Raw genomic sequence first — 26,315 nt, forward strand, 5'->3', positions numbered from 1 at the left:
TTTCTAATGTGGTACTATTTCAATGCAGGCAACCAACCGCCATGTGCTTCAATGAGCTCGTCGCACATCGAGACGATATCGTCCATCGACAACTCAGCTGCCGTATGCGGATCAAGCATAGCCGCATGATAGACGTGATCTCTCTTCCCTGTAATGGCCGCTTCAATCGTTAGCAATTGGGTGTTAATGTTCGTACGGTTCAGCGCTGCGCATTGCGGAGGCAGATCACCGACATAAGTTGGTGTAACTCCGCTCGCATCCACTAAACAAGGAACTTCTACGCAAGCTTCTTTCGGTAAATTCGTGATTAAACCGGTGTTCATCACATTTCCGCCGATTTTGAACGGGTTGTCGGTTTCTATTGCCTCTAGAATGTAAGAAGCATATTCGTGTGAGCGTTTGTGCTCCAGATTTTTGTCATTTACCAACTGATCGCGCATTTTCTTCCAGCCCTCAATCTGATCTACACAACGACGCGGATACTCATCTAAAGGAATGTTGAACCGCTCAATGAGCTCCGGATAATTCTTCTTGATGAAATACGGATGATACTCCGCATTATGCTCTGAGGATTCTGTAATGTAGTAGCCGAATTTCAACATTAGCTCAAACCGAACCATATCGTGATGCTTCTCGTTCTGTTTCTCCCGAGCCAGGCGTTTAATCTCCGGATACAAGTCCTGCCCGTCCTTAGTCACTTCCAGCAGCCATGCCATATGATTGATACCGGCAATCTTCCATTGAACCCCTGTGGAATCGATGCCCAGGTTCTTGAACATTTCAGGAACACAAGCTTGAACGCTATGACACAGACCCACCGTATTAATACCGCCGTAAGTATTCATGACATTGGTCAATACTGCCATTGGATTTGTATAGTTCAGGAAAAGCGCGTCAGGACATACTTCATTAATATCTTTAGCAAAATCAAGCATGACGGGAATCGTTCTCAAATTACGGAAGATACCCCCGATTCCGATCGTATCCGCAATCGTTTGTCTTAGGCCGTATTTCTTAGGAATCTCAAAATCAGTAATCGTACAGGGATCATAACCACCGACTTGAATGGCGTTAATAACATATTTAGCTCCGCGAAGCGCCTCTTTGCGATCATGATAGGCCTTAATCGTGCAGGTACTGCCTGCAGTTTCCTTTAAGTTATTCAGCATCATCTCGGAATCGCGCAAACGTTCCGCATCAATATCAAATAAAGCGAATTCAAAGCCGTTTAAAGCTGGAGTCAACATACAATCACCTAGAACATTTTTCGCGAAAACTGTGCTGCCTGCACCTAAAAAAGTAATTTTAGACATGAACATCCTCCATTGTTTGATATAATATAGCGCTTTCTTTAACTACCTTCACTATATCAGCGTTATGTAAAAGCAACCATGGAGGAATACATGTTACATATGGAGAAATGTAGTATACTTTACGATAGTTCGATGTAAAGGAGTCATTTCATTTGGGACATATAAGGGACACATTCGCAACCAATCCTTACCCTTCTAAAGGAGAATTAGTCGTGACCTTCGGCGGTTATGCCCAGACAGAGCCGTCCCACAAGGCCGGACCTTCCGTTCATGATCATATGTTGGTGCATCTTGTTCTAAACGGAAAAGGTAAGTACCATTGTATGGGCAGGGAATACAAGCTCGCTCAAGGCGACAGCTTCTTTATTTTCCCCGGTGATCTTGTGCATTACGAGGCGGATGCGGATGAGCCTTGGGAATATTGTTGGATCGGCTTCCGCGGACATGCGGCTGATGAAATGCTGAGCAAGATGTATATAACCGCCCAGCGGCCCGTTGTTTCAGGGCGATCTTTGCGCAAGTTGCGATTACTAAACAATCGTATTCTGCAATCGCTTCAGCGAGGGGATTCCAATTGTGATTTAATTGCAGGGGGATACATGCGTTTGCTGCTGGCGGAATATGCCGGTAAGAAAGCAAACAATCCCACCGAGGGTGAGACGCCTTCAACCATGATTCAGCAACAAGTAGAACAAGCGATTCGGTGGATTACATTGCAATATTATCAACCGATTTCAATAGAGAATATGGCTCAAAGTCTTGGCTACCATCGTACGCATCTTTCCAAAATGTTCAAACAGCACACCGGCTTCTCCCCCATGAATTATTTGTTAAAAGTTCGTATGGAACGAGCTAAACTGTTGTTGCAGAACGAACGGTTGACCGTCGATCAAGTGGCTTCATCTGTGGGATTTCCAGACTCATTGTATTTTTCGAAGCAATTTAAGAAATGGTTCGGGTCCTCCCCCACCGATTACCGCAACATCACAAGGAAAAGAGATCCTTCCCCCTGCCAATGAAAAAAAAGCGCAGCTTGTAGTCGTAAGCTGCGCTTAACTTTATAAGGTTCATGTTGTGACAGGTTTCCAAGTTGGAGGTTTTACAGAAGGCACCCATAAGTTACCGTTATCCTCGACAACGCCATATTGACCGTAACCATGATCATCGACAATCCAGGCCAAATGTTCTCTCATCTTGCGAGAATGTACATTGGTATTTTCATAGAATGGAGCCGTTGAACGAAATACCAGTCCGGACCAACCCATATCCATGCTCAAATTGATAAAAATCGGATGTTCGGATTGGTTAACAATCCATACACCGAATTCACGCTCAGGATCACTGTACCATTGCATATCGTTCCTAATGGGCATGCATGGAGCGAAGTGAGGATATCCTTTATATTCGAATACTTTCTTTACCTTCAGTGAAGTAAAGTGAACATTGGTTTCTTTAATCTTGTATATATGAAACGGAATAACGATACCCATGTAGACACCTACCATAGTTGTTGTTAAAATATACTAACACAACTATTGTAAACTTAATATTACAAAGTCGTCAATTCTTTTAGCTTTTTTGCCAATTATGTGGTAAAATATGATGAAGAGGAGGTTATAGAGATATGGAAACATTGGGTAATTTTCTGGAACATTTAAGGGGATCTATGTCTTTGCGTGAGGCCGCGAAACGGTGTGGATTAAGCCATGTATATATTCGCGACCTAGAGAAGAACAAGAGCAATGCGAAGAACGGTGACTACATTAAGCCCTCCCCTGACACTCTAATGAAATTATCTTCAGCCTACAATTATCCTTACGAACACTTAATGATTAAAGCCGGTTACATAAAGGAAGAATCAAGCCAGCTGTTTAACAAACCCTTCGTCCAGATGGATTTAAACGACGTATCTCATATAGAAGTGGACGATGATTATGTTACGTTCAACACCGCCGATAAGCAGTACAAGAACAAGATTGAAACGTTGTCCGCCTTCAGCGAATTTTTGGATGCGTTAGAGGATTCAGGTTTTATCAAGACCGATCGCCACCTCTACGCGAACTTAAATAAGATTGTGGATCAGGATGAGGATAACGGAATACTTTATTTTAATGTGGAAAGAACTGTATACGTTACCATCGCATTAATAAGACAGAAGAAGTACCGCAATTTAATCGCGCGCTCCATCGCGAACAATACGAATCAAACCCTGCAGGTTTCCATGAGTCCCTTGAAGCGCAGCTTGATTCATGTATTTTCATGGGATTGAAGGAAAGATAGAATAAAAGCCACCCGAGGGTGGCTTTTTTAGTCTTCTATTTCTCTTATGTAGAGTTCTTTGAAAGTAACATATATTATGAAGAGTATAATTATGAATAAACACAAAATAAAAAGGGGACCTTTTTCCTCTGTAATAAAATAGGTTCCTATTGTTACCGTGATAACTAAACTTATGAGCATAAATATATTTCGTTTTGTAAATTTTATCGGACGTAATTTATTATTTAGCGGAATAAAAGAAAAGCCAATTCTAAACCTTCTACAGATTAAAGTAATGGCAATATTAAATAGAATAATAGCTGATATCTGAGGTATAAGGGGTACTATTACAATATTAAAAAATCTCTCATACACATAATCTACTATCAAGTCTGGAATTCCACTTATTAAGAAAACACTCACAGTCATAACCAATGAATATGTAAACCTCACTTTAAAAATTAGCCAAAAAAATATAACAACAGAAATTAGTTGCAGTATACCAAGAAAATTATAAGCATTAGTTTTAATGATTACAGAAAGCGGAGTCAATATAATTGTACAAAGTAAAATTTGGATAAAGTACTTTTCAATCTTAAATCTGTAAATAGTCAAAGTCATTAAAAGAAATGTAGACCAAAGAAAAAAATAACCTATAAACAAAACTACCATTATGCGACCCCACTTGTATGTGTGTTAAATATCATTATGAACGTAAAGTCATAGCTATAAGTACTAGAAAGTTCAGTGTAATATGAGCACTTATTGTAACCATTAGGCTTTGGCTTTTTTTATAGAAGTAACAGAACAAAACTCCAGTTAGAAACATGCCAATAGATGCAGATAAATTAAAATGTAAGAATGAAAACAAAAAGCTACTGATAATTGCACTACTCCAAAAACCTAATTTCGTATGTAAGTGACCAAACATCCATTTTCTAAATACAATTTCCTCCAGCACAGGAGATAAGAATACAGTATAAATTGCTGCTACTGGATACAAAGTATTAACCACTGAAATATAAGTAAGGTCTAAATTAAATATATAGTTAATCGCAATATTACAGAGGGCTTGAATATATATTGCATATTTAAGAGACTCAAAATACCACTTTCTTAGATTTGGTTCTCTTACTATAACATTATAGTCATACGTTAAAATTTGTTTCTTTAATACTAGAAAAAATACAATTCCACATGTTAAAGGTACTAAAACAATAATATATTTATTCAACTCTCCTAATAAAACAATTCGTGTGCCAATGAAAACAATAAAAGCAAATAAGTAGGATAACATTTAATAATTTCCTCCAAGCTTAGATACAAATATAATACCATATACTTAAAAAACTAAATACAAAAAGTACAATATAGTTCCATTTCCCGACAAATTATGACTTGTTGAATAGAAAGAACTATAATAAACTAAGAATAGCAACTAATTTATTCATGAAAATATTAACAAATAGGACTTTTCGACTATATTATAGACGCCATATTCTGTCATAAAATATTACATAAGCCTCTACTCTCGAAAGGAATTACTCTACTATGCTCAATGTGGGACTTGTTATTCTCAAAGTTGTTTTTTCAAGCTTGGAATTCTTTTCAGGATTAATATTATCTCTTACTTTATTTCGTTTCCCAGTAAAAAACAACTATTGGAAAATAGGACTGATGGGCGCCATTCTTGGATTATTAGGTTTTTACTTACGTGAGATCGCTAATTTACCTGATTATGCTGTATTTTCAAATGCTATTTTTACTATTGTTTTAATAACAATCTTTTTTAGATTAAATTTTGTTTATTCTCTACTTATTGCAATTATTGGAATAGTTGCGGCAACATTAATCGAGATTGTTATTGTATTCACTGGAGTTTACCTGAAATTAACAACCGTGGAACTAATATCCACAAACAACATTCATTCAGCAATATTATTTTTACTTTCTGGCTTGGTAATGCTTTTCATTTCTTTTGTACTACAAAAAAGAAAAATAGGTTTTCTTTTTAAATCTAGTACTTTCACTTGGAATAAAGCTATCAAGGGCTATAACTTTATTGTTTCAGCAGTGCTGTTAGTGTCAATTTTAGTTGTGAACTTTATTACATATTCTATTAGAATAAATAACGTTCACTTTTCACTCTTGATTATCCTAGCTTTATCACTTTTAATAGGTTTATATGTATCCTATAAAAGAAATAAGCAGCTGTTAACTAAGTCTTTTGAGAGGCAGAATATTAATGAACATTATTGATTCAACTGCACAAAATATTGCAAGGTCAATTCGAAAACATTATCCGGAAGCTGGTTCGGAGATTGCCCTGCGTTATTCCTTAAGCCTTATTATTAACTCAACCACATCAATGGTTTTAATATTTATAATTTCAATATTGACTCATAGGTTTTACGAAGCAGTTATCGTGTTAGCCACATTTTTGCTTCTTCGATACTTTACTGGTGGTGTCCACTTAAATAGTTCTCTAGCATGTTGTTTATTTTCAGTCATATTGCTATCTAGCATTACTTTCGCGGAGTTCAACTATTATTTTCTAGGTGTTCTTTTTAATATAATAGCCATTATTATTTTTTTGATAAAGGCACCAGAGGGAATTGAAAATATTAGTCGAATTGATAGAAGATATTATCCTTTATTAAAATTAATTTCAATACTAATTGTTTCAACTAACTTTATTATTTCTTCAAGTCTATTGTCGTTGGTTTTTATTACGCAAGCTTTTTTTCTAACCAAACTTGCGTATAATATAATCCACTATATTGAAAGGAGAATAAACATATGAAACATTTTATTGCTAAGTACTCAAGTTTGGCTTTAATGGCAGTAGGCACTTTCTTTGTATTCACTAATTCTTATTGCTTCAATCGTCCAGAAACTCCAACAGAATTGCTTAAAAAGTAGTACATACAAGCTGTCGCCATTGGCGGCAGCTTTATCCTTCCTCTTACGGAGCTGATGAATCATGCAACGAATTCCAGTAACACGCGATGGCAAGAGAGGGTCGGAAGTTCTCCTAATCGACTCCGCCGATGTAGTGAAAATTGACTTATATCGGGATCGGGAGTATCTGATACACACTAAAACTAAACAGTATTATCTAGATACATCTTTTGACAGCTTGGAAGAGTGGCTGTTTGAAGATGGTTTTCGTATGCTTGACAGCACCAATATCGTCAACATGAATCATGTCAAAGAATATGACTCGCGTAAAGGGGTCGTATATCTCGGTGAAAGTAACTCCAGCAAGGAAATTAAGACAGCCTCGGCTGCTCGCATACAGAAGGAACATATCGATAAAGTACTGCGAATGCTCAAAATTAGTAATGAACATAATCACGAGGGTCCGTCGGACTTTGACCCTGTGGCTCATATAAATTCGATCATCTCTGAAAGCCAAGACACCCAGTTTATGCGTTCCTATGCGACAATTCAAGCTGTTGCGGCCAAGAAGAAGGCTGAAGAACGCATCTTACACATGGCTTATCATGATTCCCTTACCGATCTCCCCAATCGTCTGTTATTTCAAAAAAAGTTAAACCAATTCTTTAAAGAAGCCGACCAATCCGACCGCATGCTTGCTGTTGTGTTCATTGACCTCGATCGTTTTAAGATCATTAACGATACGCTGGGTCACTATGTAGGTGATGAATTACTGAAATATGTTGCAGCTAAGCTCAGTAGCTATGTTACCTCCAACGATGTGGTGTGTCGATTTAGCGGAGATGAATTTATTATTCTGCTCTCGAACTTTGTCCATATTGATGAAGTCAAGAACTTCGCCAAGGGTCTCTCCGATTTGTTCAGCGAACCTTTCATTTATCTGGAACAAGAGCTTTATATTTCTTCGAGTACAGGCATAAGTATCTACCCTCATGACGGAACCGACGCGGATACACTGATTAAGAATGCGGACACGGCCATGTATCGCGCCAAGGAGAAAGGCGGTAATACGTTCCAACTGTATTACCAGGAGATGAATCATCGCTCATTGGAACAGCTTAATCTTGAGAATCAACTTCGGAAAGCGCTTGATAAAAGTGAAATTACCGTATTTTATCAGCCTCTGGTTGATTTAAAAACAGGCAGCATTACCGGCATGGAATCGCTAGTACGCTGGAAACATCCGCAAGGGATGATTTCCCCAGGGGATTTTATCCCTTTAGCAGAGGAAACCGGCTTAATCTTACCAATTGGCAACTGGGTTCTTCGGGAATCCTGCATCCAGAACAAGAAATGGGAGGAACAAGGACTTCCTCTGTTAACGGTTTCCGTTAATATTTCAGTCAACCAATTCCACCAGCCCGGTTTCGTCAAATATGTACAACAAACGTTGAGTGAAACGGGATTGGACCCTCACCGACTGTGTCTGGAAATTACCGAGAATGTTGCAATGAAGAACGTATCGTACATTATGGATACATTGAGCAAGCTTAAAGAAATGGGTGTTCAAGTATCCATCGACGACTTCGGCACAGGCTATTCATCCCTGAATTACTTGAAACGGTTTGATGTGGACACGCTGAAAATCGATCAATCCTTTATACGGGAACTCACAACGGATGAAGACAACGAAGCTATCGTTACAGCCCTAATCGCCATGTCCAAGCAACTCAAGATTAAGACATTGGCCGAAGGTGTGGAGACACGCGAGCAGCTTGAATTTCTTATTGCCAAAGGGTGCGATCAAATTCAGGGGTATATCTTCAGTAGGCCTATCCCCCCGGAGGAGTTCGCTTTACTGGTTACTAACCAACAAAATTTATTCAATATGAATTAAAATATCATTTATAAAAACGAAAACAGAGGAAAGGTTGTAACCTTTCTCTTTTTTTATGCGTTAAAATGAATGAACAGAAAAAATCTAAAAGAGAAATTGGTGAACATTAGATATGAATGAATCCAAACCTCTATCACCCCGTAATTCAGCGCATACATCAGCTACAATTAAACTTCCGAAGAAATCCCGCACACAGCGTTTCATCAGGGGATTACTGTTTATGTTAAGCAGTTTTTTATTTGTAATCACCTTGTTTATCGCCTGGATCTTTATGACGACATCCGGTCATCACTTTCGTTATCTAGTAGCGGATACACTGATTTCTTCTCAGCACCGTATATGGGCCAAATATGTCATCGGTGACGAAGCATTAAAGTCACGGGTCAATGATTATCAGAATATTGCAGTGGCCACAGGTTCCGAGAAAGCGACACACGAGATTAAACTCACCGAGAACGTTTCCAACCCTACACAAGCCAAACCTGTTGAAATTAAAGAAATATCCGGTAAAGGGTACAAAGGGCATATCGTCTATGTTAGAGACCCTAAATCCCTAAGGCTTGTTGTTCCTGACAAAGCAGGAAAAGGCGAGAAAGTTTCTTCTATGGTAAAGCGCACCGGCGCTTTACTCGGCGTTAACGCAGGCGGTTTCGCAGATCCTAACTGGAAAGGAAACGGGTTCGTACCTATTGGTCTGGTCATCTCGAACGGCGAAATCTTCTTTGACAGCAGCGGCCGGAATAAACCCGCTCAAATCGTTGGTATAGATAAAACCGGCAAGATGATCGCCGGGAACTATTCACCTAATGAGTTGCTGAAATTAGATATTAAAGAAGCTGTAACCTTCCAGCCCCGACTGATCGTGAATGGCAAAGGTCAGTTGAAGAACGAAGCTCAGGGTTGGGGGATCGCGCCCCGAACCGCTATGGGCCAGAAGGCCGATGGAACCATTCTGTTCGTCATTGTGGACGGCAGGCAGCCAGGACATAGCATCGGAACGAATCTGTATGAAATTCAACAGATTCTCTTATCCGAAGGTGCTGTCATTGCCGCAAATCTGGACGGTGGTTCCTCCACGGTCCTTGTCGAAGGTAACGGATCCAACAATTCCGACGAGTCAGAAGAAATTGATCCCCGCATTGTAAATAAGCCTGCCAGCCAACATGGCGAACGTTATTTACCAACAGCTTTTCTTGTGTTCGAACAGCCGGAAGCCATTACAATTCCTAACATCTGGGCACATGCAACCAAGGAACAGTTAGATCCTTCCCGTTGGTAAACTACTCACCTGTACCCGTTCTCTCCACAAATGAAACAAGGATCCTTCAGCGGATCCTTGTTTCATTTCACGGCCATGTATTCAGTTGGACTCTTCTAAGTCCTTTTCTTGCGTAGCAGCCACTTCTGCGTGTGCTCCTGTGGTGCGTTCTTTCCATGATTTGACCTCGCAAGCTGCCTGGGCAACCGCTTCTTTCGTACGGCCATACCAATCTGTAGCCGTTGTTCCGACTTCTTTGGCGATATCCGTCGTTTTTTGACTGACATTTAGTGCCAAATCCTTGGTTTTATCCGCCACCGCGTTACATTGCTGCGCAATATCGGTACGCAATTCTTTACCCGCTTTAGGCGCGAATAATAAAGCCGCTACCGAACCGATCAGACCTCCCACGAGACTGCCGATAATAAACGTTTTACCTTTAGACATTTGAATCCTCTCCCTTATTTACAGGGTCATTTACCTTACCTGCGGCCGCAGCGGTCTGCTCACGAGCCGTACGATGCTGCAGATGCCTTAACCAGACGCTAAACACCATGCGTCCTGCTTCCGTCCAATCCAGCGAGGAGCGGGCTTCTGAAGCGCCTTCACGCTCGCTTAGAACTGCGGCATTGGCAGCTTGTGTCAACTGTTGGCTAATCAGCTTCACCTTAGACGCGGTATGCTCCATCACAGTCCCTGCGTGTTCAGCCGTCCGGAAAAAGCCATCCATGGCTTCCGCCTTCCGGTTTACATCTTGCGCTAAACGAATGGATTCTTGTAACCAGATGTCGGCCAGTTCACTCGTTTTCTCAAGATGGCCGGACGCTTCCTCCATACGTAATCCCGCCTGCATCAGAACGCTTTGCAACGTGACCAATACTCGAATACCATAGAGAATGAATGCAATGATTGATACAACACCGGCGCAAAGCACCCAAGTAAGCATCCCGTTTCCCTCCCGTGCCGCATAAATAGGTAAATGCCCATTTCTTAATGACAGTATAAGTAGCAAGGGAGCGTTTTGACACCGATTTGTGCAAAAAAAAAGAACCTCCCTTCAGGAAGCTCCCTCATTAAATCGATTCATGTCTTAGCATTAATCCGGTAGGTGCATTTCTGGCCGCCCTTAGCCAGGCATTCCGTCCGTTCAACCGGAGTACCTAACAACTGTTCGAATAACTGCAGCTCACAATTGCAAGCCTGATTAAACTGATTCGCCACCTGTGAAATGGGACAGTTATGCTCTTGCAACAGGTATCCCCCGTCTTCCGCCTCAGACCAGGATGCCATATAACCGCCCGCATTCTGTATCTCCGTCAGCAAAGCGACACGTTCCTCCAGCGGCAAATCCCTCATCCTGTCATTGTACTTCAGAAACAGCTTATCCTTGCGGCGTTCAAACAGACGAGCTACGGTCCCTTCCCCTTCATCTGCCTCTAATTCTTGTAGCAAATCCAGAGTAAGGGTGTGATAGTTCTTGGGGAACAGATCCTCGGCAAGTTCCGTAAGGGCATATTGCTGTGTGGGCCGCCCCATCGCCTGCCTAATCAACTTGGAATCAATTAAACCGTCACGCTCTAGTGTATTCAAATGGCGACGTACCGCCATCTCGGTAATTTGTAATTCCTTGGCCAGCCCGTTTACGGTCATGAACCCCCGCGTCTTCAGCAGGTTTAATATGACTCTTCGGGTTGAAGTTTCTTGGATGTTATTCATCGTTTCTCATCACCTTGCGTTATGCCTTATATGTAATATTGTAATGCATCGCCAAGGATAAGTAAATTAATAAACATTTATGTTTACTATCTTTATTGGCTTAACAAGAGCTAAGCCTTTTCCTTCTCCAAATAAGACCTGACCGAATCAGCGAAGTCTTCCAGTGCATCAGGTAACTCTTTCAGAAGCTCATGCTTCCCAACCCGTTCCCATTCAAAAAATTCCTGTACCAACGGACGGCGAAGCTTTACCAAAGCTGTCAGCGTATGATATACCTCGTCTGTATACACCTTCTCGTCCTGCAAAATACTTAAAATGTCCTCGTAGCTGCTGGGATCCCGCATAATGAAAGCATCAATCATATAGCTCCCCACATCCGTAACGGCTTCAATCGCCAGATGCAGCGCTCGTTCCTGAGCAAAATGATCCAGCATGGTAAAGCCGCTTTCCTTACGTTCAAGTTCGCGCAACGCACTCACGACAACCGGTAGGAAATTCAACCGCAAGTCGATCTGTTCGTGATTCACATAGTACACATGGATTCCTCCTTGGTGATGAGATGAGGCTTTATTTACGCTTTTTCTTTCCTCTGCGCTTGAGGATCGGAATCATCACGATAAACGCTACGATGAATATGACGACGATCATCATCGTTTCGTAGACATCTTTCAAATCTTTGGCTTCTTCCATTCAGATCCTGCCTTTCTAGACGCTTGTTGCTTATGCATTTTAGGATTCGTAGTCAACCGATACGGACGCTTCGCGCACTTGGGACATATGTTTAATGACTTCCTGGTGCACGGGATGTACCTGATACGCCTGGAGGTCTTCAAGAGAATTAAACTTCGTCACGAGGGCAAGATCGTAAGATCGCTCAGAATGCAGCACATCAACTCCTACTTCAATGTGTTGCAGTTCTTGTATGCGTCCTTCCATCCCCAGTAGGACATTCCGTGTTATATGAACGGCCTCCGGGCTGTTGTCCTTCAATTTGAAACAAACGATATGTGTTATCATGTCCTGCACGCTCCTCTTCATTGCATTGGTATGGTCTTTCCTAAAGAAGAAAAGCCCGCAATCTTCATTGCGAGCCTCCCATTCTATTATTCAACAATAAGTACGGATTTCATATCCATATGACCTTCGCCGCACATCACGGAACATACCAACTCATAGGTTCCCGGTTTGTCGAAAGTAACTTCCTTCTCCGGATTGTTCTCATCCAGCTTCACGTCAAGACCTTGAATCTCAACGCCGTGCTTGCCCAGCTTGTTCTGAAGCTTAACCGTCTTCGTTTCGCCGGCTTTCACCTTGTACTCCTGCTGATCAAACTTAAAGTTCGACGCCACAATTTTCAACGTGTTCGCTGCTTCTTCCGGGCTTTCCGCTTCTTCGGCCTTCGGTAAACCAACGGTCATCAAGACCAAGCTGAGCACCACCAGCGCTGAACATAACGTAGCCATAACCCATTTGTGCATCTGTCAGTAGTCCTCCTTCAAAATATCCAATACTTCTATTCTACCTAATAAAGCGCTTTAAGCTCAACATTAATATTATGACAAAAAGATGAACATTATGGAAGTGCCTCTCGCGGCAAAAAATAGATTGAGCTTCCAAAGTGAGATATAATTAGAATTAGGCAGTAACAAGCATAAACGGAGGGGACCGTTATGAAACTTATGAAAATGAAAGAACCTGTGAATACTTGGACGCATTTCATTACTTTTCTGGCCGGAATCGCAGGACTTATATTTCTGATTCTCATCTCCAGAGAGAGCCCGTCCCAACTCGTCACCATGACCATTTACGGAAGCAGTATCATTCTGTTGTACGGTGCAAGCTCCCTCTATCATTGGGTAAGCACAACTCCGAGCAAAGAGCTCATGCTGAAGAAATTAGACCATGTTTCCATTTATATCCTGATCGGCGGGTCCTATACACCTGTATTTTTTTACGGATTGGAGGGTGCCTGGAAATGGTCGATGCTGGTATGTATTTGGGCCTTGATCACGGTAGGGATTATATTGAAGCTTTTCTTTATTCGCGTACCTCGTTCGGTGTCCACCCTGTTCTATATCGCGTTGGGCTGGATGGCTGTTATCCCTTTCGGTCAGTTGCTGCAAAACCTGCCGTATCAAGCGATTATTCTGATGATTAGCGGCGGTATCGCATACACTGTAGGCGGTGTCATCTATGCCACGAAAATATTCGATTTCTATCCTAACCGATTCGGATTTCATGAAATCTTTCATCTGTTTGTGATGGCCGGGTCCGTCATTCACTTTATTATGATCGTAATGTATGTCATGCCCCGTACATAAAACAGAAGCAGCCCATTAAAACCTGGGCTGCTTATCTGTCTCCTTTATTTGTTGAACAGTGCAACATACTGCGGATAACCTTCTTTGGCCAAATCCTCTTTGGGAATAAACCGGAGTGCCGCGGAGTTGATACAATAACGTAGTCCGTTCTCCCCCGGTCCGTCATTAAAGACATGACCAAGGTGGGAATCCGCGTCAGAGCTTCGAACTTCCGTACGAACCATGCCGTGTGTTAGGTCGGAATGCTCTTTCACATGGCTTTCCTTCAACGGATTCGTAAAGCTAGGCCACCCGCATCCCGAATCGAACTTGTCCAAGGAGCTGAACAGCGGTTCTCCTGAAACGATGTCAACATATATGCCTTCACCTTTGTGATCCCAGAATTCGTTGCGAAACGGATGCTCGGTGCCGTTATTTTGCGTGACATGATATTGAATCGGTGTCAGCCTTTCTTTCAATTCCTGATCATTCTTGCGATACGACCAATTCTCTTTAATAAAATCCTGACGGCCGGAAGCTTTGCTGTAACCTTCATAGTGGGCCGGGTTTTTGCGATAATACCCTTGGTGGTACTCTTCGGCTGGATAGAACTCTTTGGCAGGTAAGATGTCCGTAACGATCGGCTTGGTAAACCTTCCGCTGTTCTGAAGCTGTTGTTTGGACGCCTCTGCTTGCTGTCTTTGTTCCTCATCCTGATAGAAAATGGCTGTCTGGTAGGACTGACCGCGGTCATGGAACTGCCCCCCGGGATCGGTCGGATCAATCTGCTGCCAGTACAATTCTAACAGCTGTCTATATGGGAAAACTTCCGGATCATAGGTGATCTGTACGGCTTCGTAATGTCCGGTCGTCTCGGAGCATACTTCTTTATACGTAGGATTCTCGGTATGTCCGCCCGTGTAACCTGAGATTACGCTCTGAATGCCCGGCATTTCGTCAAACGGCTTCACCATACACCAGAAACATCCTCCGGCAAAAGTGGCTTTCTTGAAATGGTCTTGATGTCCATTCATATGTCTATCACTCCTCTAAATGTTATAAGATGGATTAAGACTGCTTCTTTATTTCAATGATACCAGATTTATTGTTATGTACAAAATAAAGCGGCCCCTCTACAGGAACCGCTCAACTTCATACCTTCCATCTTAGAACAAAGCGTTATCCCTGCTGTAACGTTTTACGGCTTCGTTCACAAGAATAATGATTACGAAATTCAGAACGGACTGATACACACCAACCGCGGATGACATGCCAAACTCTTGTAAATCAAGCAAAGCGCGGAACGCGAAGGTATCAATCACATCCGTTTTGTCGAACAGAACGCCGTTATTTCCGATGAGCTGATAAAACATTCCGAAATCTCCCCTTGCAATTGTGCTTACTTTCAACAAGAGCAAGACAATAATGGTAGGAATCAGGTAGGGAATCACAATGTGAATAATGCGTTGGAACAACGTCGCTCCATCTATTTTGGCAGCCTCGTGCATCTCGGTATCAATTCCTGTGATCGTCGCCAAATAGATGACCGTTCCGTACCCCACGATTTTCCAGGCACTGAAGAAAGCAAGAATGTATACCCAATAATCCGGGTTATTATATACGTCAATGGCGCCCATGCCCAGTGATTTCAGAAATGTGTTTACCGCTCCGAACTCATAGTTCAGCAAATTATATACGATGGCGCCCGCGACCACCCATGAAATGAAATACGGTAAGAATATCGCGGACTGAAGAAACTTCTTAAGATATTTACCGGCAAGTTCCGATAGAATAATGGCAATGACGATCTCCAGAAAGTTGTTAACCACCATAAAGATAACGTTAAAGAATACGGTGTTCTTGGTAATAAGCCAGGCTTTACCTGACTCGAACAGAAATTCGAAGTTTGCTAAACCCACCCACGGACTGCCGAATATGCCGTCCGTATAAGAATACGATTTGAAGGCAATGATCATCCCGGCCATCGGAAGATAACTAAAGATAAAGAAGAAAACAACGGCAGGCAATACCATTAGGAACAGACTGCGGTTTTTGGATAATTCCTGTACAAATCCACTCTTTCTCAAGATGAATCCTCCTGTCTGGTGTGATAAAATGCATCCCCGCAGGGATGCATTTTACGGCTGCATATGACTTGTTTAATCTATTTCTGCGCGGCCATGAACACGTCCACTTGCTTCTGAACCTCAGCCATCACTTTGTCCATACCCGCTTCCTTGTACTTCTCGAGTAAAGTCTTGACGCCCTGCTCGGGATCGCCAAGCGCTCCGAGATACAATGCGTCCCTGTACTGATCGGTCACATTCTTCATGGCCGCAAGCTCATTCTTGAATTTGGTATTATCGAATACAAACGTGAGAAGCGGATTCGTAATCGCCGATTTATTGAAACTCTCCAACATCTGCGCATATTCAGGAGGCGCGTCGGCCATTACTTTATACATGGACGGCGTTCTCCACCCCCACGGACTGCCGCTGTCAGGTTTGTAACCGGATTCGGAACCGTTAAGCGCTTTAATCTTCTTATCCGCGGTCAGTTCGTAGTGCGTACCTTCGATACCGTAGGTCGTCAGATTGAAATACTCTTCATTGTTACGGAACAAATCAAGCAACATTAATGCTCTTTCCGGATTTTTGGCATTCGCATTAATCGCCATACCGTTGCCTGTGTAAGGTACCGAATACGTTGGCTTGCCTTCGTACACATTGAACATCTCGACTTTCCAATCCGGATGGGATTGCGACGCCGAGGTAACGGCGGAACTGATCTCCAACAAGTTGCCGGCCATGGATGCGCTGCGGCCGCTCAAGAAGGAGTCTCTCACTGTCGTTTTATTCGTCATGACACTTTTGGACCAGTAACCCTTCTGATTGTACTCCGACGCTTTTTTCGCAAACTCCATAAATGCAGGCGTCTCCAAATAATTTATAACTTTTCCGGACGGATCCTTCACATCGAAAGCGATTCCCGAGTTTGCGACCATCACTTTCCAAAGATGATCCGGATTTAGCATCATGTCGTAAATTTGATACGTCTTCCCATCCGCATCGTAAGGAACCAGATCCGGCTCATTGTTGGCAATAGCGTCCAAATATTTCTCGTAATCGGCAAATGTCTTAATGGGAGCCAGCTTATACTTTTCGCGCAAATCACCCCGAACCGCGCCGACGACCATGGGGAAATCTCGGTTGGATGACGGAACCATAAATACTTTACCGTTTACTTCGGCCTGCTTCCACGCTTCTTCCGGCATCTCCTTCATGGTAAGAGGAGCATACTTGTTCAACAATTCCGGTTTAAGTTCCAAGAATGCGCCTTTATTCGCCTGTTCGCTATACTTCATCCAGCTAGCCGCATAGACAAGATCGAATTCCTCGCCGGTTGCGAATAACAGAGGGTATTTCTGATTATATTCGCCCCATGATAGGAATACGGGCTCCACGGTAGCATTGATATCTTGTTTAAGTTTCTTATTAATCTCTTCATATACAAGGGACGTATCCTTAGGCTGGTCGCCGACAAGATACATTTTCAGTTTGACTTCCTTGGAAATATCCGGTTTAGACGGATCTTCGGTTGCTGCCGTTTCCCCGGAAGGCGTGTTCTGACTTTCCTTCGTTTCTCCGTTTTCATTGCCGTTGCCGTTACTGTTGCCGCTGCAGCCTGTCAATACGATCATGATCGTAAGGAGTACCGCTAATAAGGTAAGACTTGACTTTTTCATTGTGAATCCTCCCCTGATTTTATGTTTATGATAAACCGGCTGGTGCCGGGTTCACCCTTTAACAGCACCAACCGTAATCCCTTGGACAAAATATTTCTGAACGAACGGATACAACAATACGATCGGACCCGTAGCAATTACGGTCATGGCCAGTTTGAACGATTCCTTAGGCATCGAAACGACCGCCACACCGGATTGAGCCGCAGCCGAATTGGCGAAACTCATGCTGTTCAGAATGTTATATAGAAAGTATTGGAGCGGGTACAAATTCTCGTTCTCGATGAATAATAAGGCATGATACCAGTCATTCCAATAGTTCAGCGCAATAAATAGTCCGATTGTGGCAAGAGCCGGTTTGGACAAGGGAATAATAATGGAAAGGAAAATTCGGAAATCGCCCGCTCCGTCGATTTTTGCGGATTCGCTGATCGCATCCGGTATTGTAGTCGAGATAAAGCTTCTCATAATGATAATGTAGAAAACGTTTAGCAGCATAGGCAGAATGATGGCCAACAACGAATCCTTAAGATGCAAATATTTAATAATCAGAATATACCAAGGCACAAGCCCGCCCGAGAAAAGAGTCGTGAAGAAAAAGTAGAACGCAAATCCATTGCGGTATCTAAAATCCTTCCGTTGCAACACATAGGCTGTCATGGCTGTTAAAAACAATCCTGCGGCTGTCCCGATTATCGTCACCAACAAGGTTACTTGGTACGCCCTTAAAATTTGACTAGGACTTTTAAAAATAAATTGATAGGATTCCAGAGAGAACACGCTTGGGATTAATTGATAGCCTTGTCTTATAATTGAGTTTTCTTCGGTAAAAGAGCCGGAAACAATCATAATAAAGGGTATCACACATAGCGCTGCAAAAGCGGAGATAAACCCATAACCGATTACATTGAATGCAATTTTCTCCATTGTCCATTTTTTGTCCATTCGTACTTCCTCCATTACCTCTGTGATCTGCTGCGATCGTCTTGTTCGCTTGTTCTAATCATAAGAGGAGCTGTTGGCCGGAGTATACTGAACAATGTACATTTGAACTGTATTAAACTCACATTCTGCGGCTATATTTTTTATACTTGAATACACTTTTTCATCATTCCGGCTCTGAGGGGATTGTCATTGTTCCACAATAAACGGAGGTGTGATATAGTGTTGCTACGTTAAGGAGAACTTCTCTTTACACTGAAAGGAGCAACATTGGGAAATGATACTCAAAGCATGGACTCGCACCAACAGATTATACGCAAACATTTTCCTTTCCCTGACCATTTGCATTATCGTTACTATGGTTTCTTTGTCTTTCATTCTTTATATGAATTTCGAGAAAATAACACTCTCCAACATCTATTCCTCGGAAAAGAATAGCTTGTCCCAATCAAGTTACAGCGCCAAGGCAATGATGGACTCCGCAACGAATTATGCTTTACAGATGTACTCGGATCCGCAATTTGATAAACTTCTTCATTATGCAAAGCCCAAGGAAAGCGACATTACATATTCCTTAATGCGTTTAAATTCATATCTGAACATGAACTACTTCTTCTATTCCATCTATATGTACAGTAATAATTCGCAAACGTTCTACATGTTGCCCGACTCGGCCGCGAGTATCTATAAACGAAATGCATTCTTTGATACCGAAGCGGTAAAGCTTCTGGACAATTTCAAGAAATACAAACGGTTGGCGCCGATCCCAAGACAAATACCCGTTGAAGTTTCTGGGGTCAACGGTAAATTTGCTAACGTATATACCTTCTTGTTTTATGATCTGCCTGGAAGCTCCGATAAGCTGGACAACGTCATCATGCTCAATATATCTGAACGTTGGATGAAAGATACAATTAAGAGCTTAAATAAGGATGGGGAAGGCGATACCTTCATTGTGGACAGACAAGGCAACGTCGTCACAGGGACGGAACGTCACGCTTTTATGTCCAATTTAAGCGGCGAATCTTACATGAAGAACATAGCTGTATCAGATGAGGACACGGGTTATTTGGTAAATCCAGTGGATGGGGTTAAGTCACTGATCATTTATTCGAAGCATGAGCCTTCAGACTGGATTTTTGTGCGCGTGTTGCCTTACGATCATATCATGGGCAATATTGATGCCATGAAACACAACGTATTGCTCATCTGCTTCATTATTCTCATCATCGGACTCACCGTTTCCATGTACTTGTCGAAATCGTTGTACAAACCCATAGAAGGCATTCTTTCCAATCTGAATGTGCTGGCGAAAGAGAAACGGGATAATCAGTTTAAATTGAAACAGAATTATTTAAGCAGACTCGTTCATAATCTGGGCGATGAGAAGACGCAGGATATTCAAGAGAGATTAAGAGAGTATGCCATTGAATTCTCCCCTAACAGCGAGTTTATCGTTATGCTGATGTCCATTGACGGGTATGAAGAATTCAGCAACAAGTATAATTATAAAGACAGAAGTTTGCTTAAATACGCAATAATGAACATTACGACCGAGTGTTTGTCGACGATGGGGATTTGCGAATGTGTGGATATGGAAGATCGCACCATTACCGTTATTTTTAACGGGAACCTGAAACCTTTGCTGGAAGATCAAGATCAGCTTGATAAAGCGATTCGGAATATACAGGATGCGGTCCGGAACCATCTTCAGCTTTCGTTATCCGTCGCGGTCAGCGAAGCGGGAGACAGTCTTGCCGTGATTTACGATCTGTACGAAGAAGCGCAGCAGTTGATGGAGCGTAAATTTTTCGAGGGATATCAAAGCGTCATATATAGCGGTCAACAAGATACAGATCCTTCCCAATCGTTCATGTATCCGCTGCAACAAGAGAAGTCCCTGATCGAGGTAATTAAGCTCGGTAAAGCAGACGAGGCTATGGAGATCATCCGGGACATGTCGATGGCGCTGCCGAATCAATCCTCGCTGGCTTCCAATATGTTCTTTAATCAGTTGGCTTACTCGATCTGTACCACAGCTATATCTTTGGAGAAATCCAGCGGATCAACCTTCAATTACGACTTCCATTCTTTCATTCCCCAACTTCACAAGCAAGAGACATTTAAAGATGTGATGCGCCGCTTCTCGGAGCTTGTTGAAGCCATCTGCGCGGGAATGAAAGAGCGTAAAAGCTCCAAACACGACCATCTGATTGCGAACATTGACGATATTATTCAGCAGAGCTATTCCGATCAAGATCTTTCCTTGTTCAAAATCGCCGAAACGGTAGATATGTCGCCCGCCTATCTGGGGCGAATTTTCAAGAAAATGACGATGAAGTCCGTCCCGGACTACCTCAATGAGTTCAGGTTGGAAAAGGCCAAGGAATTGCTGAGCGGAACATCGCTATCCATTGATGAGATTTCCCAGAAGACCGGTTACAACAACAGCACCTATTTCTACAAAGTGTTTAAGAAATATAACGGAATAACACCGAACGAGTATAGATTGAACATAAATTCTCACGAAGACTAGCCATAATGTGCTGGCGGCGTGAATGGCAAATAAGCGGCGGCCTTCTCAGGCACGCCGCTTTTACCGCTTATTATCATGGAACCGTTTATTGGTTTGAATAAGCTTTTCCCTCTAAGGCTATTACTGGACCGTTGTTGTAGACGGCTCCCGTTACCGGATTAAAGGCTCCGTCCACGGAATACTGCATGATATAGCCTTTACGCGTCGTATTGCTGCGGTTAGGAGTACTGCGATGAAAGAGCAAAGAATGGAATACAACCATGCTTCCTTTCTTAAGCGGAACTGCCATACCGGGATCATCGCCGAAGTAGCACTGTTTACCCACATCGGAGTCCCTATGTTCAACAAAGCCTTGTTTATGGCTTCCTGGATGAATCCATATACATCCGTTCTCAATCGTGGCGTCCTCCAACGCCAGCCAGCACGTAACATAATGCTCAGGCTGAGTCGGGGCGTACCCGTTGTCTTGATGCCAAGGGAAGTCACGGTCCGCTTCCGGCCGTTTATATACGGATTGATCCCAGTACAATTTAACGTCAGGACCAAGCAAGGAGGTTGTGATATCGACCATCTTTTGCTGGGACGCGAAGGTTTTAATAGCGTCATCCTTCTGATTCAGAAGAACTGTGAAATTGATTTTCTTCGCTGTACTGATTCCGGCATGTCCTGATTTCACCAATTCGGCTTCCGATGCTTCATCAAGGATATCAATCCTTTTCGTCAAAGCATCTATTTCCTCGGCGCTGAATAACGACTCTAATATGATATATCCCTCTTGTTCATATTGCTTCAATTGATTTTCATTTAACATGCGGATCGCTCCTTTAGGTTTTTTCGTGATTTTGTTGCATATAGCTCATTTTTACTTTTCTTGAGTGTTGGCGATATTGACCAGGCGTTTGTTTAAACTCTTTAACAAATAACCGGCTTAAGTAGGCAGCATCTGAAAATCCACACTCTATAGCGATGATAGATAAAGGATCATCTGTACTTTCAAGCTTATATTTAACTTTCTTCAATCTCGTTTCCCTGACTAATTGCATCGGGGTGACCCCATAATCGTTCATAAAAACTCTGTCCAAATAGACAGGATGTAAGTGAAGTCTGGCGGCTAACCCCGATCTGGATAGTTTTAACTCGGAATGCTCTGTGATATAACGAACTAAACCATGAAACCGTTCATTGTCATTAGAAGTAATGAGATCTTTATCCGGTTCACTTGCCTTCTGGCTGTCGATTAGCAGACTTAACAGTGAGGTGGAATAGGCCAGTAAACTGTATTCACGAAAATCCGAATGCCCTTCTTGCCAAGTTTGGTTCATTAGTTTAAATAGTTGAACATACACATCACTTGCGGTTAAAGTGACGACCCAGCTTACCGGGAAATAGTACATGAAGTCCAATTTATGCATGACTTGAGCTTTGAAACCGAACCAAAGATGAGTCCCGGGTCCATTCGCGGTTTCTGAAAAAGGAGTGTTCGGCGGATGAACCATTACATCTCCGGTTTGTGCTGTCCTCGTAATTCCGTTAGTAACCGTAGTCACTTCGCCTCGAAGAACAAAGCTGACGATCCAGTAGGGATATATTTGATCTTTGACATTAAGCGATGAATACCCAGCCTCTTCAACATTGAATAGCTCAACCCGGAGTTGCTGGATGATGACGCCTGACCCTGGACTCTCTGCGTTGGGAGTCATCGTTTACCTCCTCTTGATTTCCATTGTAGAAAAAAAAATCTATACTAACAATTTACCATATCAACTTGTTATTGTACTTTTTCAACCTATCTCGCGCACAAAAAATCCCCGAAGATAAGTCATCGGAGATGATTATAGAATATTTGAACCCTATTCTCTAGCTAAGGACGGAAGGCACATCTGTACTCTTTGGCACATCGACGGATGCGGCACTCCGACTATGCACTGTCATGTTCAAACCGCCTTTAGGTCGTAAAGTGATGATAAATTCCGGCTTTACTTGCTGATCTTCCTCTAGATACCGAAACTCGTATCGCTGGGCAATTGTAGCCAGAATCAGCGTTGCTTCCAGCATGGCGAAGTGATTGCCGATACATACACGCGCCCCGCCGCCGAATGGAAAATAAGCGAATTGAGGGATCCCCTTCACCATGTCGTGATCAAAGCGTTCCGGACGGAATCTGTTAGGCTCCGGGAAATACTTCGGATGCCTATGCATTAAGTACGGGCTGACCGTGACCTCTTCCCCTTGCTGGATGAGATATTCGCCGATCTCCACATCTTCCGTAGCCTTTCGGCCGATAAGCCAAGCCGGGGGATAGAGACGCAACACTTCCCAAATAATGTTCTGCGTGTACCCCAACTTATCATAATCCTGCAAGGTCGGTTCCCGGCCGTCCAATACGCTTGCGAGTTCCTCCTGCAGCCGCTGTAACACTTCAGGATGCCTTGTTATTTCATAGAATGCCCATGTAAGTGTATTTGCCGTGGTCTCATGCCCTGCCAGGAAGATCGTCAGAATCTCGTCCCTCAGCTGTTTGTCGGACATCCCCGTCTGATCTTCGGCGTCACGCGCAGCCATTAATACAGACAACAAATCTTCCTTGGAGGCCTCTGCATCCGCAGTTCTTTCGCGTATAACATCATATATGAATTCATCCAAAATCCGGAGAGCCTCTCCGTAAATCTTGTTATCCTTTGTCGGTACGGAGAGCGGCAAATCAATGATAGCCCGCATTCGCTTTGTCACTTGATGCAGACAAGTATCCATAGGCTTTCCGATCTTGTCATAATTCGCAAAGACATCCATGCTGAACATCGTCTTCGTGATGACGGCCAATGCGATATTCAGCATGTCATGCTCGATGGAACGAGTCTCTCCGTCCTTCCAGTCGTCCAGGTAATGCGAAGGAATATCCACCATGTCTTCTGCGTATTTCTGAATATGAGTTCGGCTGAAGGAAGGTTGCATCATGCCGCGCTGCCGTTTATGTAATTCATGGTCGCTGGTGAGGATGCCTTCCCCGACGAAGGTCTTCAGCTTATCAAACACCTTGGGCTTCTTAAATGATTTCTGCTTCGTAACCAGAACTTCCTTAATCATGTCCGGGTTGGTAATCACATAATTGGGTTCACGCAATAACCGAATTTTCACAATGTCTTCGTAACCGCGAAGCTCTTCCATAAACAAGTCCGGTTGGCCAAAAAGCTGTTTCACATGACCGAGCAACCAATGGCCTTTAGGACTTTGGTTTGCCCGTATTGCGTTCGACATATAGGACCCCCTAGTCTAATTTTCTAAATGTTTCCATTCTATTATATAAGCGGATTTACCCGCCAGCAATACAAATAAAAAACGCTCTGCGAGGTTTCCGCAAAGCGTTTCACTTGTTTACATCATCTTGCCGTCTTTCGTCGGGTCGCCCATCATCATACTCACCGAAGCGCCCGGCATCATCATGCCCTTATCGTTAGGCATCATCGGCAAGTTATCGGCAGATTCGGATTCATTGCTTAGCTGAACCTCCGTTCCGAATTTCGGTGCCGCAAACGGAAGGTGGGTTCGCCCTCTGGCCAATATGTGCAGATGGTTGCCTGAATCTCCTTCATAAGGACCATCATGATCCCAAGGTACCCAGGAACGCCCGTTACAGTAATGACAAACATAGGACCGGCGATAACGGTCAGCTGTCTTGTTCGGGTAGGAACGATGGAACAGATGGGAGTGGAAGAACAGGATATCCCCCGGTTTCATCGGAACGGAAATCGCAGGCGGATAGTGCGCCACAATCTTGGATAAAGTGTTCACTTCATCATCGATATGACTCACATTGGCAACCGTTGGGAGATCGCCAAGAGGACCTTCCGAATGAGAGTGCGCAGCAGGATCCGTCGGATAGATCGGTTCGTGGTTTGAACCCGGTACTACCCAAAGGCATCCGTTGTCTTCATCGGCTTCTTCAAGCGCCATCCATGCTCCGATTAGTGAATCAGGTTGTGTGCGGATATAATAGGAGTCCTGATGCCACCCCTGTCCTCCGCGACCCGGCGGGTTGTGAAACAGCATCGATTGAAGCGCATAGACATCGGGTCCGATCAACGCTTCCAACACATCCAGCACACGCGGATGCAGCAACGCCCACTCTCCGGTTGCATGTTGCCGGGATAACATATGCACACGAGTTTGCTGCGCGAATTCTTCTTTCAGCGGATCTTTGCTGGCTTCCTCGGCCATTCTCCGTTCATGCTCTCCCGCTTTGTGCAATTCGACGGCCCAATCATGCAGTTTAGTTACATCCGCTTGCGATAACAGCCCTTCCACTTTCAAATATCCATCCCGATGATATTGCTTGTATTGCTCTACACTTACACTGTAACGGTCTTTGCGGATTGCGGTTTCGGTCTGTGTTTCTATGGAATGCAGCATAAGGAATCCCTCCATGAAGTTAATGATTATAACTTTATTCTGACGGATTCAGAAAAGGCTTACAATGGAGGGAATCGTTAATTTGATGTGTTTATTTGATCTTAGTCGGAAACAAACACAGATGTATTGATCGGATAGGGCAAATGCAGTCCTTCCACTGTTGCGGTGTTACGCAAATAAGGATCCGCATACCGCTCGCGGAATACGGTCGCAGGCATGCCTCGGAGTTGCTTGAACATTTTGGAGAAATGATGCTCATCCCCAAATCCCGATTCGTAGGCCACACGCTTCACCGTCCAGTCTTCCGTAATCAACAATTGCTCAGCCCGCCGGATTCGGCGTTCCAGTAACGCCTTCTTGGGCGTGATGCCGTAGATCTTGTGAAATTTGCGTGTGAAATGTTCATGCGTCCATCCCGTAATTTCAGCAATGCTTTCAATCGTAATGGGCAGATGCAGGCGGGATTCCATATGGGATATCGCCTTCTGAATAGGAGAAGGAATGTCGGGATGTTGCTCGTACTGCAGCAGGTCTGCTGAATCTCCCCATTCTTCCAATATAGCCAGCAGCACGACCCCGATTCGGCGTTGCCAGCTTCTTGGCTGTTGATGCGCGATTTGCAGCATCTGACTAAATAATACCGGCACAAGACTACCCTTTCGCAAAGGCAACAGGACAGGATGATCCAGCCATGTCTCATAGGAAGAATCACTAGCCATTAGTTCGTTCATCTCAAAATGAACATATAAATGCCTTACCGGCCCCCCACGGTCAAAATAGTACGTGTGCTCCTCGCCGGGCTTGGTAAACAAAAGGCTAGGCTTATCCAAGGTGTAAATTTGATCTTTAAAAGTATATGTTGTGCCATTGGCGGAAGGAAAATAAACCAGCTCGTAATCGCCTAACACGCGCGGCCCTAACGTGAAACCCGGTTTTACGATCATGTCGCCGACCGAATGCACCTGTGGCAGCATGTTGTACCCCTCCTCTCGAAACAGAACCAGTTGTAAAAAATTATACGTTCTGCATAAGAAAAAAGCCATC

General features: G+C 43.3%; 28 protein-coding genes. 9 read left to right on the forward strand and 19 right to left on the reverse strand.

Annotation, left to right across the window (positions count from 1 at the left end; all coding sequences use genetic code 11):
• Positions 1-14: 14 nt before the first annotated feature.
• Positions 15-1,313: an alpha-glucosidase/alpha-galactosidase gene (melA, locus tag SY83_RS20835; protein WP_068610043.1), complete on the reverse strand. Its 1,299-nt coding sequence runs from the start codon at positions 1,311-1,313 to the stop codon at positions 15-17.
• Positions 1,314-1,465: 152 nt separating this feature from the next.
• On the opposite strand from melA, the gene SY83_RS20840 reads away from it, so the two are divergent.
• Complete coding sequence (locus SY83_RS20840; protein WP_231891315.1) at positions 1,466-2,332, forward strand: AraC family transcriptional regulator; 867 nt, start codon at positions 1,466-1,468, stop codon at positions 2,330-2,332.
• 48 nt (positions 2,333-2,380) lie between these two features.
• On the opposite strand, the gene SY83_RS20845 is transcribed toward SY83_RS20840, so the two are convergent.
• Positions 2,381-2,803, reverse strand: a complete 423-nt coding sequence (locus SY83_RS20845) for a hypothetical protein (protein ID WP_068610045.1) — start codon at positions 2,801-2,803, stop codon at positions 2,381-2,383.
• Between the two features lie 134 nt (positions 2,804-2,937).
• Between SY83_RS20845 and SY83_RS20850 the strand changes: the two genes are divergently transcribed.
• Entirely contained in the window at positions 2,938-3,582 is a 645-nt protein-coding gene (locus SY83_RS20850) for a LytTR family transcriptional regulator DNA-binding domain-containing protein (protein ID WP_068610047.1), read from the forward strand.
• A gap of 696 nt (positions 3,583-4,278) precedes the next feature.
• Here the strand turns inward: SY83_RS20850 and SY83_RS20860 are convergent.
• Positions 4,279-4,869, reverse strand: a complete 591-nt coding sequence (locus SY83_RS20860; RefSeq protein WP_068610051.1) for a CPBP family intramembrane glutamic endopeptidase — start codon at positions 4,867-4,869, stop codon at positions 4,279-4,281.
• Positions 4,870-5,123: 254 nt separating this feature from the next.
• Between SY83_RS20860 and SY83_RS20865 the strand changes: the two genes are divergently transcribed.
• The 5 genes from SY83_RS20865 to SY83_RS20880 all read left to right on the forward strand — a co-directional run bounded on the left by SY83_RS20865 (position 5,124) and on the right by SY83_RS20880 (position 9,649).
• A complete protein-coding gene (locus tag SY83_RS20865; protein WP_068610053.1) occupies positions 5,124-5,831 on the forward strand; it encodes a hypothetical protein in 708 nt (235 codons plus the stop codon).
• A complete protein-coding gene (locus tag SY83_RS20870; RefSeq protein ID WP_068610055.1) occupies positions 5,818-6,375 on the forward strand; it encodes an accessory gene regulator B family protein in 558 nt (185 codons plus the stop codon). Before SY83_RS20865 ends, SY83_RS20870 begins: the two co-directional genes overlap by 14 nt.
• The gene (locus SY83_RS23170) at positions 6,372-6,494 is read left to right on the forward strand and encodes a cyclic lactone autoinducer peptide (protein ID WP_157279898.1); all 123 of its coding nucleotides are present in this window, start codon (positions 6,372-6,374) and stop codon (positions 6,492-6,494) included. Before SY83_RS20870 ends, SY83_RS23170 begins: the two co-directional genes overlap by 4 nt.
• Positions 6,495-6,555: 61 nt before the next feature.
• A complete protein-coding gene (locus SY83_RS20875; RefSeq protein ID WP_068610057.1) occupies positions 6,556-8,370 on the forward strand; it encodes an EAL domain-containing protein in 1,815 nt (604 codons plus the stop codon).
• A gap of 220 nt (positions 8,371-8,590) precedes the next feature.
• Complete coding sequence (locus SY83_RS20880; RefSeq protein WP_231891316.1) at positions 8,591-9,649, forward strand: phosphodiester glycosidase family protein; 1,059 nt, start codon at positions 8,591-8,593, stop codon at positions 9,647-9,649.
• A gap of 81 nt (positions 9,650-9,730) precedes the next feature.
• Here SY83_RS20880 and SY83_RS20885 read toward each other — a convergent pair whose 3' ends face one another.
• From SY83_RS20885 to SY83_RS20910, 7 genes are all read right to left on the reverse strand, one after another.
• Positions 9,731-10,075 carry a YtxH domain-containing protein gene (locus tag SY83_RS20885; protein ID WP_068610061.1) on the reverse strand — a complete coding sequence of 115 codons (345 nt, stop codon included), beginning with the start codon at positions 10,073-10,075 and terminating at the stop codon, positions 9,731-9,733.
• Entirely contained in the window at positions 10,068-10,574 is a 507-nt protein-coding gene (locus SY83_RS20890) for a DUF948 domain-containing protein (RefSeq protein WP_068610063.1), read from the reverse strand. The genes SY83_RS20885 and SY83_RS20890 overlap by 8 nt, the downstream gene beginning before the upstream one ends.
• 137 nt (positions 10,575-10,711) lie before the next feature.
• Complete coding sequence (locus SY83_RS20895; RefSeq protein WP_068610065.1) at positions 10,712-11,344, reverse strand: helix-turn-helix transcriptional regulator; 633 nt, start codon at positions 11,342-11,344, stop codon at positions 10,712-10,714.
• 110 nt (positions 11,345-11,454) lie between these two features.
• On the reverse strand, positions 11,455-11,880 hold the full coding sequence (locus tag SY83_RS20900) for a DUF86 domain-containing protein (RefSeq protein WP_068610067.1): 426 nt from the start codon (positions 11,878-11,880) through the stop codon (positions 11,455-11,457).
• A 31-nt stretch (positions 11,881-11,911) separates the two neighbouring features.
• Positions 11,912-12,034: a hypothetical protein gene (locus SY83_RS23690; RefSeq protein WP_269453465.1), complete on the reverse strand. Its 123-nt coding sequence runs from the start codon at positions 12,032-12,034 to the stop codon at positions 11,912-11,914.
• Positions 12,035-12,073: 39 nt separating this feature from the next.
• Entirely contained in the window at positions 12,074-12,361 is a 288-nt protein-coding gene (locus tag SY83_RS20905; protein ID WP_068610069.1) for a Dabb family protein, read from the reverse strand.
• 86 nt (positions 12,362-12,447) lie between these two features.
• Entirely contained in the window at positions 12,448-12,822 is a 375-nt protein-coding gene (locus tag SY83_RS20910; protein ID WP_068610071.1) for a cupredoxin domain-containing protein, read from the reverse strand.
• A gap of 192 nt (positions 12,823-13,014) precedes the next feature.
• Between SY83_RS20910 and trhA the strand changes: the two genes are divergently transcribed.
• Positions 13,015-13,665, forward strand: a complete 651-nt coding sequence (gene trhA / locus SY83_RS20915; RefSeq protein ID WP_231891317.1) for a PAQR family membrane homeostasis protein TrhA — start codon at positions 13,015-13,017, stop codon at positions 13,663-13,665.
• A gap of 44 nt (positions 13,666-13,709) precedes the next feature.
• Here trhA and msrA read toward each other — a convergent pair whose 3' ends face one another.
• The 4 genes from msrA to SY83_RS20935 all read right to left on the reverse strand — a co-directional run bounded on the left by msrA (position 13,710) and on the right by SY83_RS20935 (position 18,331).
• Complete coding sequence (msrA, locus tag SY83_RS20920; protein ID WP_068610073.1) at positions 13,710-14,678, reverse strand: peptide-methionine (S)-S-oxide reductase MsrA; 969 nt, start codon at positions 14,676-14,678, stop codon at positions 13,710-13,712.
• A gap of 132 nt (positions 14,679-14,810) precedes the next feature.
• Positions 14,811-15,731, reverse strand: coding sequence for an ABC transporter permease (locus SY83_RS20925; RefSeq protein ID WP_231891318.1), 921 nt, complete (start codon positions 15,729-15,731; stop codon positions 14,811-14,813).
• A 77-nt stretch (positions 15,732-15,808) separates the two neighbouring features.
• Complete coding sequence (locus tag SY83_RS20930) at positions 15,809-17,389, reverse strand: ABC transporter substrate-binding protein (RefSeq protein WP_068610075.1); 1,581 nt, start codon at positions 17,387-17,389, stop codon at positions 15,809-15,811.
• A gap of 51 nt (positions 17,390-17,440) precedes the next feature.
• Positions 17,441-18,331 carry a carbohydrate ABC transporter permease gene (locus tag SY83_RS20935; protein WP_068610077.1) on the reverse strand — a complete coding sequence of 297 codons (891 nt, stop codon included), beginning with the start codon at positions 18,329-18,331 and terminating at the stop codon, positions 17,441-17,443.
• Between the two features lie 436 nt (positions 18,332-18,767).
• Between SY83_RS20935 and SY83_RS20940 the strand changes: the two genes are divergently transcribed.
• Positions 18,768-20,864, forward strand: coding sequence for an AraC family transcriptional regulator (locus tag SY83_RS20940; RefSeq protein ID WP_197479915.1), 2,097 nt, complete (start codon positions 18,768-18,770; stop codon positions 20,862-20,864).
• 85 nt (positions 20,865-20,949) lie between these two features.
• Here the strand turns inward: SY83_RS20940 and SY83_RS20945 are convergent, their stop codons facing one another.
• The 5 genes from SY83_RS20945 to SY83_RS20965 all read right to left on the reverse strand — a co-directional run bounded on the left by SY83_RS20945 (position 20,950) and on the right by SY83_RS20965 (position 26,245).
• Positions 20,950-21,675 carry a phytanoyl-CoA dioxygenase family protein gene (locus SY83_RS20945; RefSeq protein ID WP_068610082.1) on the reverse strand — a complete coding sequence of 242 codons (726 nt, stop codon included), beginning with the start codon at positions 21,673-21,675 and terminating at the stop codon, positions 20,950-20,952.
• 13 nt (positions 21,676-21,688) lie between these two features.
• The gene (locus tag SY83_RS20950) at positions 21,689-22,564 is read right to left on the reverse strand and encodes an AraC family transcriptional regulator (RefSeq protein WP_068610084.1); all 876 of its coding nucleotides are present in this window, start codon (positions 22,562-22,564) and stop codon (positions 21,689-21,691) included.
• Positions 22,565-22,721: 157 nt separating this feature from the next.
• Positions 22,722-24,119: a cytochrome P450 gene (locus SY83_RS20955; protein ID WP_068610086.1), complete on the reverse strand. Its 1,398-nt coding sequence runs from the start codon at positions 24,117-24,119 to the stop codon at positions 22,722-22,724.
• 117 nt (positions 24,120-24,236) lie between these two features.
• Positions 24,237-25,271 carry a phytanoyl-CoA dioxygenase family protein gene (locus SY83_RS20960; protein WP_068610088.1) on the reverse strand — a complete coding sequence of 345 codons (1,035 nt, stop codon included), beginning with the start codon at positions 25,269-25,271 and terminating at the stop codon, positions 24,237-24,239.
• Positions 25,272-25,372: 101 nt separating this feature from the next.
• Positions 25,373-26,245, reverse strand: a complete 873-nt coding sequence (locus tag SY83_RS20965) for a helix-turn-helix domain-containing protein (protein ID WP_068610090.1) — start codon at positions 26,243-26,245, stop codon at positions 25,373-25,375.
• Positions 26,246-26,315: the final 70 nt, after the last annotated feature.

The sequence above is a fragment of the Paenibacillus swuensis genome (genome assembly GCF_001644605.1).
GTDB classification, from domain to species: domain Bacteria; phylum Bacillota; class Bacilli; order Paenibacillales; family DY6; genus Paenibacillus_N; species Paenibacillus_N swuensis.